Origin of the sequence: Massilia phyllostachyos, assembly GCF_021044825.1 — a bacterium.
Taxonomy (GTDB): Bacteria; Pseudomonadota; Gammaproteobacteria; order Burkholderiales; family Burkholderiaceae_D; genus Telluria; species Telluria phyllostachyos.
In genome coordinates, this window is the sequence record NZ_JAJNOC010000001.1 from 1,201,450 (window position 1) to 1,217,847 (window position 16,398).

Consider the following 16,398-nt stretch of genomic DNA (forward strand, 5'->3'; position numbering starts at 1 on the left):
GATGAGTTAACTCGACGATGCGTAAGACTTCGGCAACGCGATTTGGTTCACCCAACGATCGCGAACACAGCCAAAAAAATCGGGCCCCGAAGGGCCCGATTCCGTTCGATACGAACGCCGCTCAGCGCGCCGCCACCGGCTGCGCCGGCTCGCTCCAGCCGCCGCCCAGCACGCGGTACAGCGTGACCTGGTTCTGCAGGCGCTGCAGGTTGGCCTGGATCGCGCCTTGCTGCGCCTGGAACAGCGAACGCTGGGCGTCCAGCAGGTCTAGGTAGCTGGCCGCGCCGTTCTTGTAGCGCAGGTCGGCCAGGTTGAAGCGGTCGGCTTCGGCCTCGGCCACCGCGCGCTGGGCGCGCAGCTGTTCGCTGAAGGTCGACTGGCCGGCCAGCGCGTCCGCCACTTCGCGGAAGGCTTGCTGGATCGAGCGCTCGTACTGCGCCACCGCGATGTCGCGCTGCGCACGTGCGCTGCCCAGCACCGCCGTGTTGCGGCCGTAGTCGAAGATCGGCAGGATCGCCTGCGGCGCGAAGGTCCAGCCGTAGGAGCCGGACTTGAACAGGCCGGACAGCTCGGTGCTGGCGCTGCCCACCGAACCGGTCAGCGTGATGCGCGGGAAGAAGTTCGCGCGCGCCGCGCCGATGTTGGCGTTGGAGCCGATCAGCTGCTGCTCGGCCGAACGGATGTCCGGACGGTTGGCCAGCAGGTCCGAGGGCAGGCCGGCCGGCAGGTCGGGCAGCTCGGTCTGCGCCAGCGTGGTGCCGGCCGGGCTGTCGCCGATCGGCGCGCCCACCAGCAAGGTCAGGAGATTGACGTCCTGGGCGCGCTGGCGCTGGGTCGCCGCCAGCGTGGCGAGCGCGGTTTCCACCAGCGAGCGCGCCTGCTGCAGCTCGAAGCGCGACGACACGCCGTTCTCGAAGCGCAGGTTGGTCAGGCGCAGCGATTCCTGGCGGGTTTCCAGGGTCTGCTGGGTGATGCGCAGCAGTTCCTCGTCCGCCAGCAGCTGCAGGTAGGCGTTGGCCACCGACGCCACCAGGCTGATCTGGGTCGACTTGCGCGCCTCTTCGGTCGCCAGGTACTGGGCGAGGGCCGCTTCCGACAGGTTCTTCACGCGGCCGAACAGGTCGAGCTCGAAGGCCGAGACCGAGAAGCCGGCCTGGTAGACGCTGTTGATCGGCTGGTCTTCACCGGTGGTCTGGCGCTGGCCGGTCACGGCCAGGCCCACGGAGGGCAGGCGGTCGGCGCGCTGGATGCGGTACTGGGCGCGCGCCTGCTCGATGTTGGCGATCGCCACCCGCAGGTCGCGGTTGTTCGTGAGCGACTGCTCGATCAGGCCGCGCAGGCGCGCATCCGGGAAGAAGCGCTGCCAGGCCAGGTTGACCGGCGCCTCGTTGGCGACCAGGGCGGCCGGCGCGTTGGCCGGCTTCGGCAGTTCCGGGAAGGCCCCGGCCACCGGTGCTGCCGGACGCTCGTACTTCGGCGCCAGCGACATGCAGCCCGCCAGGCTCATTGCCAGCACCAGCGGGGTCAGTTTTTTCATCTTGTCGATCATGGTTGTTTTCCTTCGATTGCCGCGCCTTCCGCGTGATGCGAGTAGACCTCCTGCTGGCGCTTGCTGCCCTTGAAGATCTTGCGCACCACGACGAAGAACATCGGCACGAACATCACGCCCAGCGTGGAAGCCGTAATCATACCGCCCATCACGCCGGTACCGATCGCGCGCTGCGAGGCCGAGCCGGCGCCGCCTGCGACGACCAGCGGCAGCACGCCCAGGATGAAGGCCAGCGAGGTCATGATGATCGGGCGGAAGCGCAGGTGCGCCGCCTCGATCGCCGCTTCCATCGGCGACTTGCCCTGCGCCTGCAGGTCTTTCGCGAACTCGATGATCAGCACCGCGTTCTTCGCCGCCAGGCCGATGATGGTCACCAGGCCGATCTTGAAGTACACGTCGTTCGGATAGCTGCGCAGCATCGCCGCCAGCACCGCGCCCAGGATACCGAAGGGCACCACCAGCAGCACTGACACCGGGATCGACCAGCTTTCATACAGGGCCGCCAGGGCCAGGAAGATCGCCAGCAGCGAGAACGCCATCAGGATGCCCATGGTGCCGCCCGAGAGCTGTTCCTCGCGCGACTGGCCGGTCCATTCGAAGGCGAAGCCGGCCGGCAGCCTGGCTGCCAGGCGTTCCATCTCGGCCAGCGCGTCGCCGGTCGAATAGCCCGGCTTGGCGTCGCCCGAGATGCTCATCGCCGGGTAGCCGTTATAGCGCAGCGTCTGCATCGGGCCGGTGATCCACTTGGTGGTGGCGAACGCGGACAGCGGCACCGGCTGGCCCTGCAGGTTCAGGGCATTGATGCGCAGCAGGTCGTCCGGCTGCATGCGGTCCTTCGCGTCGGCCTGCACCACCACGCGTTGCAGGCGGCCGGCGTTCGGGAAGTCGTTCACATAGCTCGAACCGAGCGAGGTCGAGATCGCGGTGTTGATCGCGTCAAAGGTCACGCCCAGGGCCTGCGCCTTGTCGCGGTCGATGTCGAGGCTCACCTGCGGCGCGTCTTCCAGGCCTTCCGGACGCACGCCGGCCAGGATCTGGCTCTGCGCGGCCATGCCGAGCAGCTGGTTACGCGCCGCCAGCAGGGCGTTGTGGCCGTTGCCGCCGCGGTCCTGCAGGCGGAAGCTGAAGCCGGTGCCGCGGCCCAATTCGGGAATAGGCGGCGGCGACAGGGCGAAGATGAAGGCGTCGCGCACGCCCGACAGGCCGCCGATGATGCGGTTGGCGACGGCGCCGGCGTTCGAGTCCGCGCCCTTGCGCTCGCTCCAGTCCTTCAGCGGGATGAAGGCGAGCGCCATGTTCTGGCCCGCGCCCGAGAACGAGAAGCCCAGCACGCTGACCATGTTCGCCACTTCCGGCTGCTTCATGATGAAGTTCTCGGCGGTGCGCATCACTTCGCTGGTGCGTTCCAGCGTCGCGCCCGGCGGCAGCTGGATGTTGGCGATCACGTAGCCCTGGTCTTCGTTCGGCAGGAAGGAGTTCGGCATGCGGGTGAAGAACAGCACCACCAGGCCGATCACCAGCACGAAGGCGACCAGCGCGCGGCCCGAGCCGCGAATCAGTTTGCCGACGATGCCTTCGTAACCCTTGGCGGTGCGGGCGAACTTGCGGTTGAACCAGCCGAAGAAGCCGCGCTTCTCGTGGTGGTGGCCCGCTTCGACAGGCTTCAAGAGGTGCGCGCACAGGGCAGGGGTCAGCGACAGCGCCAGGAAGGCCGAGAAGGCGATCGAGGACACCATGACGACCGAGAACTGGCGGTAGATGTTACCCACCGCGCCGGCGAAGAAGGCCAGCGGCACGAACACCGACATCAGGACCACGGTCACGCCGATGATGGCGCCCGAGATCTGGCCCATGGCCTTGCGCGTCGCTTCCAGCGGCGGCAGGCCCTCTTCGGACATGATGCGCTCGACGTTCTCCACCACCACGATCGCATCGTCGACCACGATGCCGATCACCAGCACCATGCCGAACATGGTCAGCACGTTGATCGAGTAGCCCAGCGCCAGCAGGGTGCCGAGGGAACCGAGCAGCGCGACCGGGACGACGATGGTCGGGATGATCGTGTAGCGGAAGTTCTGCAGGAACAGGTACATCACCAGGAACACCAGCACCAGCGCTTCGACCAGGGTATGCAGCACCTGCTCGATCGAGATGTCGATGAACTTCGAGCTGTCGAACGGCACCGTGGCCTTGACGCCGGCCGGGAAGAACTTCGACAGTTCGTCCATGCGCTCGCGCACCAGGCGCGCGGTTTCCAGCGCGTTGCCGGAAGGCGCCAGCTGCACGCCGATACCGGTGGACGGCTTGCCGTTCAGGCGCGCCGAGGTGCCGTAGGCCTGGGCCCCGATCTCGAGCCGGGCCACGTCCTTCAGGCGCACGGTGGAGCCGTCCGGGTTCGCGCGCAGCACGATGTTGCCGAACTGTTCGATGGTCGACAGCTGGCCGGTCACCACCACGGTCGCGGTGATTTCCTGGCCCTTCGCCAGCGGCAGTTCGCCGATGGTGCCCGAGGCCACCTGGGCGTTCTGGCTGCGGATGGCGTTGTTGACGTCACCCGGCGACAGGCGATAGCCGACCAGCTTGGCCGGGTCGATCCAGACGCGCATCGCGCGCTCGGTACCGAACAGCTGCGCGGTGCCGACGCCCTTGATACGCTGGATCTCCGGCAGGACGGTACGCGAGGCGTAGTCGCCCAGCGCGATCGGGTCCCACTTCGGATCGTCCGACGACAGGATGGTAAACAGCAGGAAGTTCGCGCGCACCTTGTCGACGCGCACGCCCTGCTGGTTCACCGCCGCCGGCAGGCGCGGGGCCGCGCGCGACAGGCGGTTCTGGACGTCGACCTGGGCGAGTTCCGGATTGGTGCCGGTCTCGAAGGTCAGGGTGATCGAGCCGCTGCCGTTGGCGGTGCTGCTCGATTCCATGTAGACGAGGCCCGGCGAGCCGTTCATCTCGCGTTCGATGACGGAGATGACCGAGTCTTCCAGGGTCTGCGCCGATGCGCCCGGATAGGCGGCGTTGATCACGATCGATGGCGGCGCCACGTTCGGATACTGGGCGATCGGCAGCTGGGTGATCGACACACCGCCGATCACCATGATGAACAGCGCGATCACCCACGCAAAAATGGGGCGGTCAATAAAGAAACGTGCCATGAATTAGTCCTGTTCTTTTTTCTTCCGGTGCTTAGCGGCGCGGCGTGCCGGCGGCCGGGGCGGCGCCCGCGGTGGAGCCGGACGGCGCCGAAGCCGGGACCTGGCCTGCCGTCTGCGCGGCGCCGGCGGCGGCGTTGGCCGCGCCAGGGGCCGCGGGGCCGGCAGGGGCCGCGCCGTTGGCGGCGGTCGGCTGCCATGCCACGGCTTTCACCGGAGTACCCGGCGGCAGCATCTGCAGCTTCTGGAAGCCGTCGACCATCACGCGTTCGCCTTCCTTCAGGCCGTCGGTGACGACCCAGTCCGAGCCCTGCTGCGAACCGATCTTGACGGTGCGCTGGACCGGCTTGTTGTCGGCGCCGACCACCATCAGGGTGTCGCCCTGCGGGCCGCCGCGGGTCACGGCCTGCTGCGGCACGATGATGCCGTTCGGGATCTGGGCCTGGGCGATGCGCACGCGCACGTACTGGCCCGGCAGCAGCGAGTTGTCCGGGTTGGGCACGGTGGCGCGCAGGGTCACCTGGCCGGTGCTCGGGTCGACGGTGACGTCCGAGAACAGCAGCTTGCCGCGCGCGGCCAGTTCGGTGCCGTCGTCCAGCAGCACGGTGACCGGCACGTTGGCCGACGAGCCGTTGCCGCCGGCCTGCTTGCGCAGGCGCTGCAGTTCGGAAGCCGACTGGGTGATGTTCAGGTACATCGGGTTGGTCTGCTGGATCAGCGCCAGCTCGGTCGCCTGGGCTGCCGAGACGATCGCGCCTTCGGTCACCAGCGCGCGGCCGATGCGGCCCGAGATCGGGGCGTAGACGTTGGCGTAGCCCTGGTTGATCTGGGCGATGCGGACCTGGGCGCGGGCGGCGGCGACGGCCGCTTCGGCCTGCTTCTGGGCCGCGACGGCATTGGTGTATTCCTGCTGGCTGATGGCGTTCGCCTCGACCAGCGGCTTGTAGCGGTTGGCCTGGGCGGTCGCCTGGTTCAGGGTCGCCTGGGCGCTGCCGACGTCGGCCTGGGCGGCAGCCAGCTGCGCCTGGTAGGGGGCCGGGTCGATCTGGAACAGCGACTGGCCTTCCTTGACTTCGCTGCCCTCGGTGAACAGGCGCTTCAGGATCACGCCGTCGACGCGCGCGCGCACCTGCGAGGTGCGGAACGGCTCGGCGCGCGCCGGCAGTTCGGTCTGCAGCGCGACCGGTTCGAACTTGGTGGTGATGACGCCGACTTCAGGGGCGGGCATGCCGCCGCCAGGGGCGCCGGCGGCCGGCGCGTCTTTCTTGCCGCAAGCCGACAGCAGGGTCACAGCCACCACGGTGGCGGCGGCAATCCGGGTCAGGGAAAGGGAGGAGTGGTCTGAACGCATTACGTATGCTTCCTTCTCGTTATTGAATCGACTACCGCTTGCAGACGCTGCGACCGCTCGCGAATCGTCACTGGCTTTTAGGTACAGTTTTATATACTATCACGGCTGTATGTTTATTGCTGGCACGCCCCCTCAAATGGAAGGGCATCAAAAAAATGGCACGTAAGACAAAAGCGGAAGCTGCAGCGACCCGCGACAGCATCCTGGATGCGGCCGAGAAATTGTTTGCTGAACAAGGTGTTTCACGAACGACTTTACAGCATATTGCAAGCGCTGCGGGCGTGACGCGCGGTGCGATCTATTGGCATTTCCTGGACAAGGGCGCGCTCTTCAATGCGATGTTCGACCGCGCCAAGATGCCGATGGATGAGGCGATGCAGGTGCTCGACAATTCGCGCGACGTACGCGACCCGCTGCAATGCCTGCGCGACGACATGATGACCGTGCTGCGCATCGTGAAGGAAGACGAGAAGGCGCGCCGGGTGTTCGAGATCGCCACCCTGAAGACCGAATTCATCGACGAGGTCGATTCCGTGCGCGCCCGCCGGCGCGAGTCGATCGGCCTGTGGCAGGAGCGTATGGAAGGGCACCTGAAGCAGGCGCAGGAGAAGGGACTGCTGCGCGCCGGCGTGTCCACCGTGGCGGCGGCGCAGGGCGGCTGGATCATGGTGGATGGCCTGATCCGCAACTGGATCTTCGAGCCGACCATGTTCGGTTTGCTGGAGCTGGGTGGGACGGTGATCGATACTTACCTGAATGGCTTGCGGTCGTAGAGGGACCATATGCGAGCTGTCTGAACGCGTGGGCGGGGGCCGCCCACCCTACAAAAAACCCGCCTTGCAGCGGGTTTCTTTTTACTTCAGCAGCTCTTCGATCATCTTCTTCAGCTTGATCGAATCCGCAACAAACGCGCGGATACCTTCCGACAGCTTCTCGGTCCCCATCGCGTCTTCATTGAGCATGAAGCGGAAGGTCTTCTCGTCGATCGCGATCTTCTCGATGTCGGCATTCGCGTCCTGGGTCAGCTTGCGCTCGACCGGCGCATCCGTATCGGCCAGCTTCTGCAGCAGGTCCGGCGAGATGGTCAGGAGGTCGCAGCCCGCCAGTTCCAGGATCTGCGAGGTATTGCGGAAGCTCGCGCCCATCACTTCGGTGGTGTAGCCGAACTTGCGATAGTACTGGTAGATGCGCTTGACCGACTGCACGCCCGGATCGTCGGCGCCCTGGTAGTCGGTGCCGGTCGACTTCTTGTACCAGTCGTAGATGCGGCCGACGAAGGGCGAGATCAGCTTCACGCCCGCTTCGGCGCAGGCGACCGCCTGGCACAGCGAGAACAGCAGGGTCAGGTTGCAGTGGATGCCTTCCTTTTCCAGGATCTCGGCGGCGCGGATGCCTTCCCAGGTCGAGGCGATCTTGATCAGCACGCGCTCGCGCGACACGCCGTTCTTCTCGTACAGGGCGATCAGTTCGCGGCCCTTGGCCACGGTGGCTTCGGTATCGAACGACAGGGCGGCATCGATCTCGGTCGAGACGCGGCCCGGCACGTACTTCAGGATCTCGACGCCGAAGGCGATCAAGAGGCTGTCGACGATGGCGTCGACCAAGGCGCCGTTGGCTTCGGCGACGGCCTTTTCCAGCAGCGGGCGGTATTCCGGCTTCTGCACGGCTTTCAGGATCAAGGACGGGTTGGTGGTCGCGTCCTGCGGGGCGTAGGCCTTGATCGACTGGAAGTCGCCGGTGTCGGCGACCACGGTGGTGTATTGCTTGAGTTGTTCGAGTTGGTTCATGAGATCTCGGTGTTAAGTGGGGATACGGTGAATTCTTGTGTGTGGCTCCGGTGCGGAAATTGGGTCCCGGCGAAGGCCGGGACCCAAGTTCAACGCACCTTAAACGAAATCGGTCCCGTCGATGAAAGCGGCCAGCATTTCTTCCAGCCCCGCACGGTCTTCATCCGAAAAGCGATCATGCTTCGGGCTGTCGATATCGAACACCCCCAGCAGCTCGCCATCCTTGATCACCGGAATCACGATCTCGGAAGCCGAGGCCGAATCGCAAGCGATGTGGCCGGGGAAGGCATGCACGTCCGGCACAACAATAGTCTTGCGCTCGACGGCGGTGGTGCCGCACACGCCGCGCCCGAACGGAATGCGGGCGCAGGCGGGTTTGCCCTGGAAGGGCCCGACCAGCAGGTCATTGCCGTCGCCCTTGCGCGCCGGGACGGTGAAGTAGAAACCGGCCCAGTTCAGGTCGGCCAGGGTGTCGTAGACGAGGGCGGAAAACTGGGCGGCGTTCGCCATCAGGTTGCGTTCGCCTTCGAGGACGCTCTCGACCTGGCGCACCAGCAAGGCGTAGTCGGGACGGGAGCTGCGTTCTGGATTGATGTGCATGGACATACCCGGGGATGCTTTGGAAACCGGGTATTTTACACCTGTGACGGGTTTGCCTTAACCGATGAAAGAATCAAACTGCATATCGAATTCTTGCAAGGCCTTCTGGGCGTTCTGCATCTTCTTGCGGAATTCCGGCCCGCGCTGCAGCGCCAGGCCCACGGCCAGCACGTCGATCACGACGAGATAGGCCAGGCGCGCCGAGATCGGCGTGTAGGGGTCGATCGCGAACACCAGGTCGATCGGGATGAACAACGTCGCGATCTCGGCCAGCGGCGTGCCGGACGGCGCCAGTACGATCACGTCGGCGCCGCCGCGCCGCGCCAGCTTGGCCGAGCGGGTGAGAGCGGGGTTGTTCCCCCTCTGTGAAATCGCCACCACCGCATCGCCTTCGCGCAGCAGTGCCGCGGCGATCGAGTGGATCGCCGGGTCGGTGTAGGCCACGGTCGGCACGCCCGAACGGAAGAATTTGTGCTGGGCGTCGGCCGCGACGAAGCCCGAGGACCCCTGGCCGTAGAACTCGATCTTGTTGGCGCGCGACAGGATGTCGAGCGCCTTTTGCACCAGTTCGGGTTTGAGGTTGTTGCGCAGGTCGAGCAGGGTGTTGATCGAACGGCTGCAGATTTTATTGACCAGGTCCGAGGCCAGGTCGTCCGGCGCCGGCTGCTCGTTGGCGCCGGGCAGGGCCAGCGCCAGGCCCTGGGCCAGCTTGAGCTTGAATTCGTGCCAGCCGTCGTAGCCCAGGGTGCGGCAGAAGCGCACCACGGTGGGTTCCGACACTTGCGCGCTCTTGGCCAGCGCCGTGATGTTCTGGCTCACGATGACGTTGGGCGCGGCCAGCACCGCGAGCGCGACCTTGCGCTCCGATTTGGAGAGCGAGTCGAGCTGGGTGCGGATGGAGTCGAGCAGCATTGGCTGTCAATCCTCGGGTAGCACTTCTTCGCGCCACTGCAGGCCGTCGCGGCCGATCAGCGCGCTCGACGCGGCCGGGCCCCAGGTGCCCGAGGTATAGGGCACCGGCGACGAATCGTCCTGCTCCCAGTGCTCGAGGATCGGCTCGACCCACTCCCACGCCGCTTCCAGCTCGTCGCCGCGCATGAACAGGGTCAGCTGGCCGCGCAGCACGTCGACCAGCAGGCGCTCGTAGGCTTCCATGCGCGGGCTCTTGAACTGCTCGCGGAAGTCGAGTTCGAGCTCGGCCTGCTTCAGGCGCATCGCGTCGCCCGGGGTCTTGGCCATCAGGTTCATCGACAGGCCTTCGTCCGGCTGCAGGCGGATCACCAGGCTGTTCGGCTGGAAGCTCGACGTCGGCTGGTTGAAGATCGAATGCGGGATCGGCTTGAAGCGCACCACGATCTCGGCCAGGCGGTCGGCCATGCGCTTGCCGGTGCGCAGGTAGAAGGGCACGCCGGCCCAGCGCCAGGTGTCGATTTCGGCCTTCATCGCGACGAAAGTCTCGGTCTTCGACTGCTTCGGCGCGTCCGGTTCGTCGCGGTAGCCCGGCACCGGCTGGCCGTCGACGTAGCCGCTGCGGTACTGGCCGCGCACGATGTTCTGCGACAGGGTGGTCGGGGTAAAACGCTTCAGGGACCTGAGCACCTGCAGCTTGGCGTCGCGCACGGCGTCCGGCGAGATCGAACTCGGGGTCTCCATGGCGACGATGCACAGCAGCTGCAGCAGGTGGTTCTGCAGCATGTCGCGCAGCGCGCCCGAGGTGTCGTAGTAACCGAGGCGGTTGCCCACGCCGATCTTCTCGGCGATGGTGATCTGCACGTCCGAGATGTACTCGCGGCGCCACAGCGGCTCGAACAGGATGTTCCCGAAGCGCAGCGCCAGCAGGTTCTGCACGGTCTCCTTGCCCAGGTAGTGGTCGATCCGGTAGATCTGCGATTCGGCGAAGACCTTGCCGACGTCGAGGTTGATCTGCTTGGCCGAGGCCAGGTCGCGGCCCAGCGGCTTTTCCAGCACCACGCGCGAATTCGGGGTCGCGAGGCCCGTCGCGGCCAGGTTGTCGCAGATGGTCGCGAACAGGTGGGGCGGGGTGGCGAGGTAGTAGACGCGGGTCAGCGATTCGTCGGGGCGCAGCACTTCGACCAGCGGGGCATAGGATTTGACGTCGGTGGCGTTCAGGGCGACGTAGACGATGCGCTGCAGGAAGCGCGCCCAGGTCGCCTCGGCCGGGGTTTCCTTGATGTTCGGCTTCGAGTTCTTTTCGACGAAGCGCAGGAACTCTTCCTGCGAGAAGTCGTCGCGGCCGACGCAGATGATGCGGGCGGTTGCGGGCAGGTCGTCGCAGACGTCACGCGCATACATTGCAGGAAGCAGCTTGCGCATAGCAAGATCGCCGCTGCCACCGAAGAAGACGAGATCGAAATCGGAAAGAGCCATGGGTGTTCTTCAGAAAAGTAAAAGCGTTTTGTAAATTTACTACACGAATATGGGCTGAACAAGAAAATCTACTACTTTTGAGCTCGCAACCTGGCTACAGCATTTGTACCGTTAACCGTAAGACCGTCGTACGCGCCACTGGCGCCTACGACTTCCGGCCTTCGCCGGAACGACGTTCATGGGGTAGCGCAGAGATTAACGGTGCAGGTATTCCGGCTCTTCACGCCCAGCCACGTCGACACGAATCGACAGCACCTTACCGCTGAGGGGATACTGCTCCAGCTCGGCAGCCGAACGCCCATGGCTGGCACTGGTAATGAACAGCGTCCGCAGATCCGACCCGCCGAACGCCACTGACGTCGGGCAGCGCACCGGCAACGCGATCTCGCGCAGGATCTCGCCATCCGGGGACAAGCGCAGCACGCGCCCCCCTTCGAACATCGCCACCCAGTACGCCCCTTCGCTATCGACCGTCGCCCCATCCGGGCGCCCGCCGTAATCCGCCGCGCTCTTATCGGTCGAGAAGGTCTTGATCGTCCGCCCATTCGACTGCACGCCGGTCTCCGGATCGTAGTCGTAGCAATCGACCCGATGCGTCGTGGTATCGGCATGGAACATCGTCCGCCCATCCAGGCTCCACGCCAGCCCGTTCGAATTCGTCATCCCGCCGGCCCAGGCCTGGCGCAGCTGGCCGCGATCGAGCACGTACATCTCGGCCGCCGGCTTGTCGCGCGGCTCGTACATGGTGCCGACCCAGAAGCGGCCGGCCGGGTCGACGCGGCCGTCGTTGAAGCGCACGATCTTCGGGTCGTAAGGCGCGTCGGCGATTGGCGTTTCCTTGCCGCTGGTCGTGTTCAGGCAGATCAGTCCCGTGCGCAGGGACACCACCAGGTTATTGTCGCTGTCGATGGCCAGCGCCGACGGCTCCGAGCCCATCTTCCAGTAGGTGTACTTGCCGCTGGCCGGGTGGACCCGGTTGACGGTCATGCCGTTGATGTCGACCCAGTACAGCGCCGACTCGACCTCGTGCCAGGTCGCCGCTTCTCCGACGAGCATGGGCGCGTCGTGCACTACCTCGAATTTATCCGTTGCCATGTGTATGAATGGATGGGTTCAGAAAGCGGCCTTGGCGCGGGCGATCAGGCCGTTGGTGGAGCTGTCGTGACTCAGTTTACCGTCCTTCGGCTGGGATTCGCCAAGCAGCTCGGCTTCGATCTTCTTCGCCAGCACCTTGCCCAGCTCAACGCCCCACTGGTCGAAACTGTTGACGTTCCAGATCACGCCCTGCACGAAGGTCTTGTGCTCGTACAGCGCGATCAGGGCGCCGAGGGTCGACGGGGTCAGGCGTTCCATCAGGATGGTGTTGCTGGGGCGGTTGCCCGGGAAGGTCTTGTGCGGCGCCAGGCGTTCCACTTCTTCTGCGGACAGGCCCTGGCCCTGCAGGTCGGCACGCACCTCGTCGATGGTCTTGCCCTTCATGAAGGCTTCCGACTGGGCGAAGCAGTTGGCCAGCAGGGCGGTGTGGTGGTGCTCCATCTCGTGCGCGGGACGCAGGGCGGCGATGAAGTCGATCGGGGTGACGTCGGTGCCCTGGTGCAGCAGCTGGAAGTAGGCGTGCTGGCCGTTGGTGCCGGGTTCGCCCCAGATCGCCGGGCAGGTGGGGGTATCCACTGGTTCACCTTCCCTTGTGACGCACTTGCCGTTGCTCTCCATGTCGAGCTGCTGCAGGTAGGCCGGGAAGCGGTTCAGGTCCTGGTGGTAAGGGGCGATGGAGACCGAGTGCGCGTCCAGGAACTCGCGGTTCCAGAAGCCGACCAGGGCCAGGATCGCCGGCATGTTCTGCTCGAGCGGCGCGGTGCGGAAATGCTCGTCCATGTCGTGGGCGCCCGCCAGGAAATCGCTGAAGTAGCCGAAGCCGACCGCCAGCGCGACCGACAGGCCGATCGCCGACCACACGGAATAACGGCCGCCGACCCAATCCCAGAAGGGAAACATGTTGGCCGGGTCGATGCCGAAGGTCTTGATGGCCTCAAGGTTGGTGGACACGGCGACGAAGTGCTTGGCCAGCGCAGAATCGGCTGACTGAGCGCTCGCGCGTTCCAGGAACCAGCTGCGCGCGGTCTGCGCGTTCATCATGGTCTCGGCCGTGGTGAAGGTCTTCGAGGCGACGATGAAGAGCGTGGTTTCGGGATCGACCTGCGACAGGGCGGCGTCCATGTCGTGGCCGTCGACGTTCGACACGAAGTGCATCTTGAGGCGCGGGTGGGCGTAGTGGCGCAGGGCCAGCACGACCATCTTCGGGCCGAGGTCGGAGCCGCCGATGCCGATGTTGACGATGTCGGTGATGGGTTTACCGGTATGGCCCAGCCATTCGCCGCTGCGAACGGCGTCGGTAAAGGTCTTGATTCGGTCGAGCACCGCGTGCACGTCCGCGTTCACGTCCTGGCCGTCGACGATCAAATTACTGCCGCGCGGAGCGCGCAGGGCGGTGTGCAGGACCGCGCGGTTCTCGGTGTTGTTGATGCGTTCGCCGGCGAACATCGCGTCGCGGCGCGCTTCCACGCCGCGCTCGCGCGCCAGCTCTGCCAGCAGTTCAAGCGTGCGCCCGTCGAGGCGATTTTTTGAATAGTCTAGGAACAGCCCGGCCCCCTCGCACGACAGGCGCTCGAAGCGCTGCGGGTCGGCGGCGAACAGGTCGCGCATCTCCCAATCTTCTGCCTGGACGGCGTGGTTTTCGAGGGCCTGGAAGCTGGTGGTGCTGGTGAGGGAAGGCGTGCGCATGGGGTCGTGTGGAAGCAACAATATTGTCAATAGCAGATTATCGAATAATACAATAGGCGGGCGTAAAATCACTACATAAAAAATCGCCGCTGTTGGCTGCTCGACATTTGCACCGCGTGGACGGGGAACCGGCCCACCCTACGAAAGGCCGGGCTCAGGCAGTCGACAATAATCTGTAGTAAAATTTCAGATACTAAATTCAAGAAGGAACGATCATGGCGCTGCACCCCGTAGTCGAACAGGTAACGAACCGGATCATCAAGCGAAGCCGCCCCTCGCGCGCGGCCTACCTGGCGCATCTCGAAGCCGCCCGCATCCAGGGCGTGCAGCGCGGCGCGCTGTCGTGCACGAACCTGGCGCACGGCTTCGCCGCCTTCCCGGAAAACGACAAGCTCAAACTCAAGGAATACAAGAAGCCGTCGGTGGCGATCGTCTCGTCGTACAACGACATGCTGTCGGCCCACCAGCCCTTCGAATACTTCCCGAAGGTGATCAAGGAAGCCGTGCGCGAAGTCGACGCGGTGGCGCAGTTCGCGGGCGGCGTGCCGGCCATGTGCGACGGCGTGACCCAGGGCCAGCCGGGCATGGAACTGTCGCTGTTCTCGCGCGACACCATCGCGATGGCGACCGCGGTGGCGATGTCCCACAATATGTTCGACGCCGCGCTGTACCTGGGCATCTGCGACAAGATCGTGCCGGGCCTGCTGATCGGCGCACTGCACTTCGGCCATATTCCGGGCATTTTTGTTCCGGGCGGCCCGATGACGACCGGGATCTCGAACAAAGAGAAGGCGGCCATTCGCCAACGCTACGCCAAGGGCGAAGCGACGCGCGAAGAGCTGCTGGCCGGTGAGTCGGCCTCCTACCACGGCGCCGGCACCTGTACCTTCTACGGCACCGCCAACAGCAACCAGATGCTGATGGAGATGATGGGCCTGCACATGCCGGGTTCCGCCTTCATCACCCCGGGCACGCCGCTGCGCGACGCGCTCACGAAAGCCGCGTCGCAGCAGGCGGTGAAGATCTCGCAGCAGGGCGGCGACTACATGCCGATCGGCCGCATCGTCGACGAGAAGAGCATCGTCAACGCCATCGTCGCGCTGCACGCGACCGGCGGCTCGACCAACCATACCCTGCACCTGGTGGCGATCGCGCGCGCGGCCGGCATCGTGATCGACTGGAACGACTTCGACGAGCTGTCGAAGGTGGTGCCGTCGCTCACCCGCATCTACCCGAACGGCGAAGCCGACGTGAACCACTTCCAGGCCGCCGGCGGCCCGGGCTTCATCATCCGCGAACTGCTGGATGCAGGCCTGGCGCACGAAGACGTCAACACCATCCTCGGCCATGGCCTGCGCGCTCACTGCAAGGAGCCCTTCCTGGGCGAGGACGGCAAGGTCGTGTTCCGCGACGTGGCCGAGAAATCGGGCGACGAAGCGGTGCTGCGCCCGGCCGGCAAGCCCTTCGCCAACAACGGCGGCATGGTGCTGGTGCAGGGTAACCTGGGCCGCGCCGTGATGAAGATCTCGGCGGTGAAGTCCGAGTACCACGTGATCGAGGCGCCGGCCATCACCTTCGATTCGCAGGAAGACTTCATGGGCCGCTACAAGGCCGGCGAACTGAATCGCGACTTCGTGGCCGTGATCCGCTTCCAGGGCCCGCGCGCCAACGGCATGCCGGAACTGCACGCGCTGACCCCGGCGCTGTCGAACCTGCAGGACGCCGGCTTCAAGGTCGCGATGGTGACCGACGGCCGCATGTCGGGCGCCTCCGGCAAGGTGCCGGCGGCGATCCACGTGTCGCCCGAGATCCTCGCCGGCGGTCCGCTCGGCCTGGTGCGCGACGGTGACCTGATCCGCGTGAACGCCACCACCGGGGAGCTGGACGCCCTGGTGCCGGACGAAGTGTGGGCCTCGCGCCGCATGGCGAGCGCCGACCTGTCCAAGAGCCACATCGGCATGGGCCGCGAACTGTTCGCGATGTTCCGCACCCATTCCAGCCCGGCGGAAGAGGGCGCGGCGACGTTCCCCCTGCCGTCGCCGATCGAAACCACCGTACCGCTGCACGAAGGCGAGCATGTCGAAGAAGGGCAGCCCGGTTCGGACGAAGACTTTCTCTTTAGGACGCAAAAATGACCTTACTTGAAATCATGCGCTCGGCGAGCGTCATTCCCGTCATCGCCATCGACGATCCCGCACACGCTGTCCCGCTGGCCAAGGCGCTCGTCGCCGGCGGCATCCGCGTGCTGGAAGTCACGCTGCGCACCGAGCACGGCCTGCAGGCGATCCGCGACATGAGCGGCGTCGAAGGCGCGATAGTCGGCGTCGGCACGCTGACCCAGCCGCACGAATTCGACGCGGCGCGCGACGCCGGCGCCGTGTTCGGCGTCTCGCCTGGCCTGACCGCCACCATGATCGAGGCGGCCAAGAAAAGCGGCCTGCCGCTGCTGCCGGGCGTGATGACCCCGTCCGAAGTGATGGCCGCGCGCGAGCACGGCTTCAAGCAGCTGAAACTGTTCCCGGCGGTGCCGGCGGGCGGCGTCGGCATGCTCAATGCCATCGGCGGCCCGCTGCCTGACGTGACCTTCTGCCCGACCGGCGGCATCTCGATCGAGACCGCACCCAAGTTCCTGGCCTGCAAGAACGTGGCCTGCGTGGGCGGCTCCTGGCTCACGCCGAAGGACCTGATCGCCGCCGGCGACTGGGCCGGCATCACCGAACTGGCGAAAGCGGCTAGCGCGCTGCGTGCCGCCGCATAAGCATCTCCCGCAACGGTCCCGTTCCCGTCCCC

At 65.6% G+C, this 16,398-nt stretch carries 12 protein-coding genes; 3 read left to right on the forward strand and 9 right to left on the reverse strand.

Annotated elements, in window-relative coordinates; all coding sequences use genetic code 11:
• Positions 1-121: 121 nt before the first annotated feature.
• The 3 genes from LQ564_RS05260 to LQ564_RS05270 are packed head-to-tail and all read right to left on the reverse strand — an operon-like array spanning position 122 to position 6,052.
• Complete coding sequence (locus LQ564_RS05260; RefSeq protein WP_272492080.1) at positions 122-1,549, reverse strand: efflux transporter outer membrane subunit; 1,428 nt, start codon at positions 1,547-1,549, stop codon at positions 122-124.
• Entirely contained in the window at positions 1,546-4,704 is a 3,159-nt protein-coding gene (locus LQ564_RS05265) for an efflux RND transporter permease subunit (RefSeq protein ID WP_231057017.1), read from the reverse strand. Before LQ564_RS05265 ends, LQ564_RS05260 begins: the two co-directional genes overlap by 4 nt.
• 31 nt (positions 4,705-4,735) lie before the next feature.
• Entirely contained in the window at positions 4,736-6,052 is a 1,317-nt protein-coding gene (locus LQ564_RS05270; RefSeq protein WP_231057018.1) for an efflux RND transporter periplasmic adaptor subunit, read from the reverse strand.
• A 116-nt stretch (positions 6,053-6,168) separates the two neighbouring features.
• On the opposite strand from LQ564_RS05270, the gene LQ564_RS05275 reads away from it, so the two are divergent.
• Entirely contained in the window at positions 6,169-6,825 is a 657-nt protein-coding gene (locus LQ564_RS05275) for a TetR family transcriptional regulator (RefSeq protein ID WP_231057019.1), read from the forward strand.
• 81 nt (positions 6,826-6,906) lie between these two features.
• On the opposite strand, the gene tal is transcribed toward LQ564_RS05275, so the two are convergent.
• From tal to pgi, 6 genes are all read right to left on the reverse strand, one after another.
• Positions 6,907-7,839, reverse strand: a complete 933-nt coding sequence (gene tal, locus LQ564_RS05280) for a transaldolase (RefSeq protein WP_231057020.1) — start codon at positions 7,837-7,839, stop codon at positions 6,907-6,909.
• 99 nt (positions 7,840-7,938) lie between these two features.
• Positions 7,939-8,439 carry a free L-methionine (R)-S-oxide reductase MsrC gene (gene msrC / locus LQ564_RS05285; protein ID WP_231057021.1) on the reverse strand — a complete coding sequence of 167 codons (501 nt, stop codon included), beginning with the start codon at positions 8,437-8,439 and terminating at the stop codon, positions 7,939-7,941.
• A 57-nt stretch (positions 8,440-8,496) separates the two neighbouring features.
• Positions 8,497-9,351: an SIS domain-containing protein gene (locus tag LQ564_RS05290; RefSeq protein ID WP_231057022.1), complete on the reverse strand. Its 855-nt coding sequence runs from the start codon at positions 9,349-9,351 to the stop codon at positions 8,497-8,499.
• A 6-nt stretch (positions 9,352-9,357) separates the two neighbouring features.
• Complete coding sequence (zwf, locus tag LQ564_RS05295; RefSeq protein ID WP_231057023.1) at positions 9,358-10,827, reverse strand: glucose-6-phosphate dehydrogenase; 1,470 nt, start codon at positions 10,825-10,827, stop codon at positions 9,358-9,360.
• A 195-nt stretch (positions 10,828-11,022) separates the two neighbouring features.
• Positions 11,023-11,922 (reverse strand): SMP-30/gluconolactonase/LRE family protein, encoded by a 900-nt coding sequence (locus LQ564_RS05300; protein WP_231057024.1) that lies wholly within the window; start codon positions 11,920-11,922, stop codon positions 11,023-11,025.
• Between the two features lie 18 nt (positions 11,923-11,940).
• Positions 11,941-13,608: a glucose-6-phosphate isomerase gene (pgi, locus tag LQ564_RS05305; RefSeq protein ID WP_231057025.1), complete on the reverse strand. Its 1,668-nt coding sequence runs from the start codon at positions 13,606-13,608 to the stop codon at positions 11,941-11,943.
• A 215-nt stretch (positions 13,609-13,823) separates the two neighbouring features.
• Between pgi and edd the strand changes: the two genes are divergently transcribed.
• Both edd and eda read left to right on the forward strand, forming a co-directional pair.
• Positions 13,824-15,743 carry a phosphogluconate dehydratase gene (edd, locus tag LQ564_RS05310; RefSeq protein WP_231057026.1) on the forward strand — a complete coding sequence of 640 codons (1,920 nt, stop codon included), beginning with the start codon at positions 13,824-13,826 and terminating at the stop codon, positions 15,741-15,743.
• Entirely contained in the window at positions 15,740-16,366 is a 627-nt protein-coding gene (gene eda, locus LQ564_RS05315; protein WP_231057027.1) for a bifunctional 4-hydroxy-2-oxoglutarate aldolase/2-dehydro-3-deoxy-phosphogluconate aldolase, read from the forward strand. Before edd ends, eda begins: the two co-directional genes overlap by 4 nt.
• Positions 16,367-16,398 lie beyond the last annotated feature (32 nt).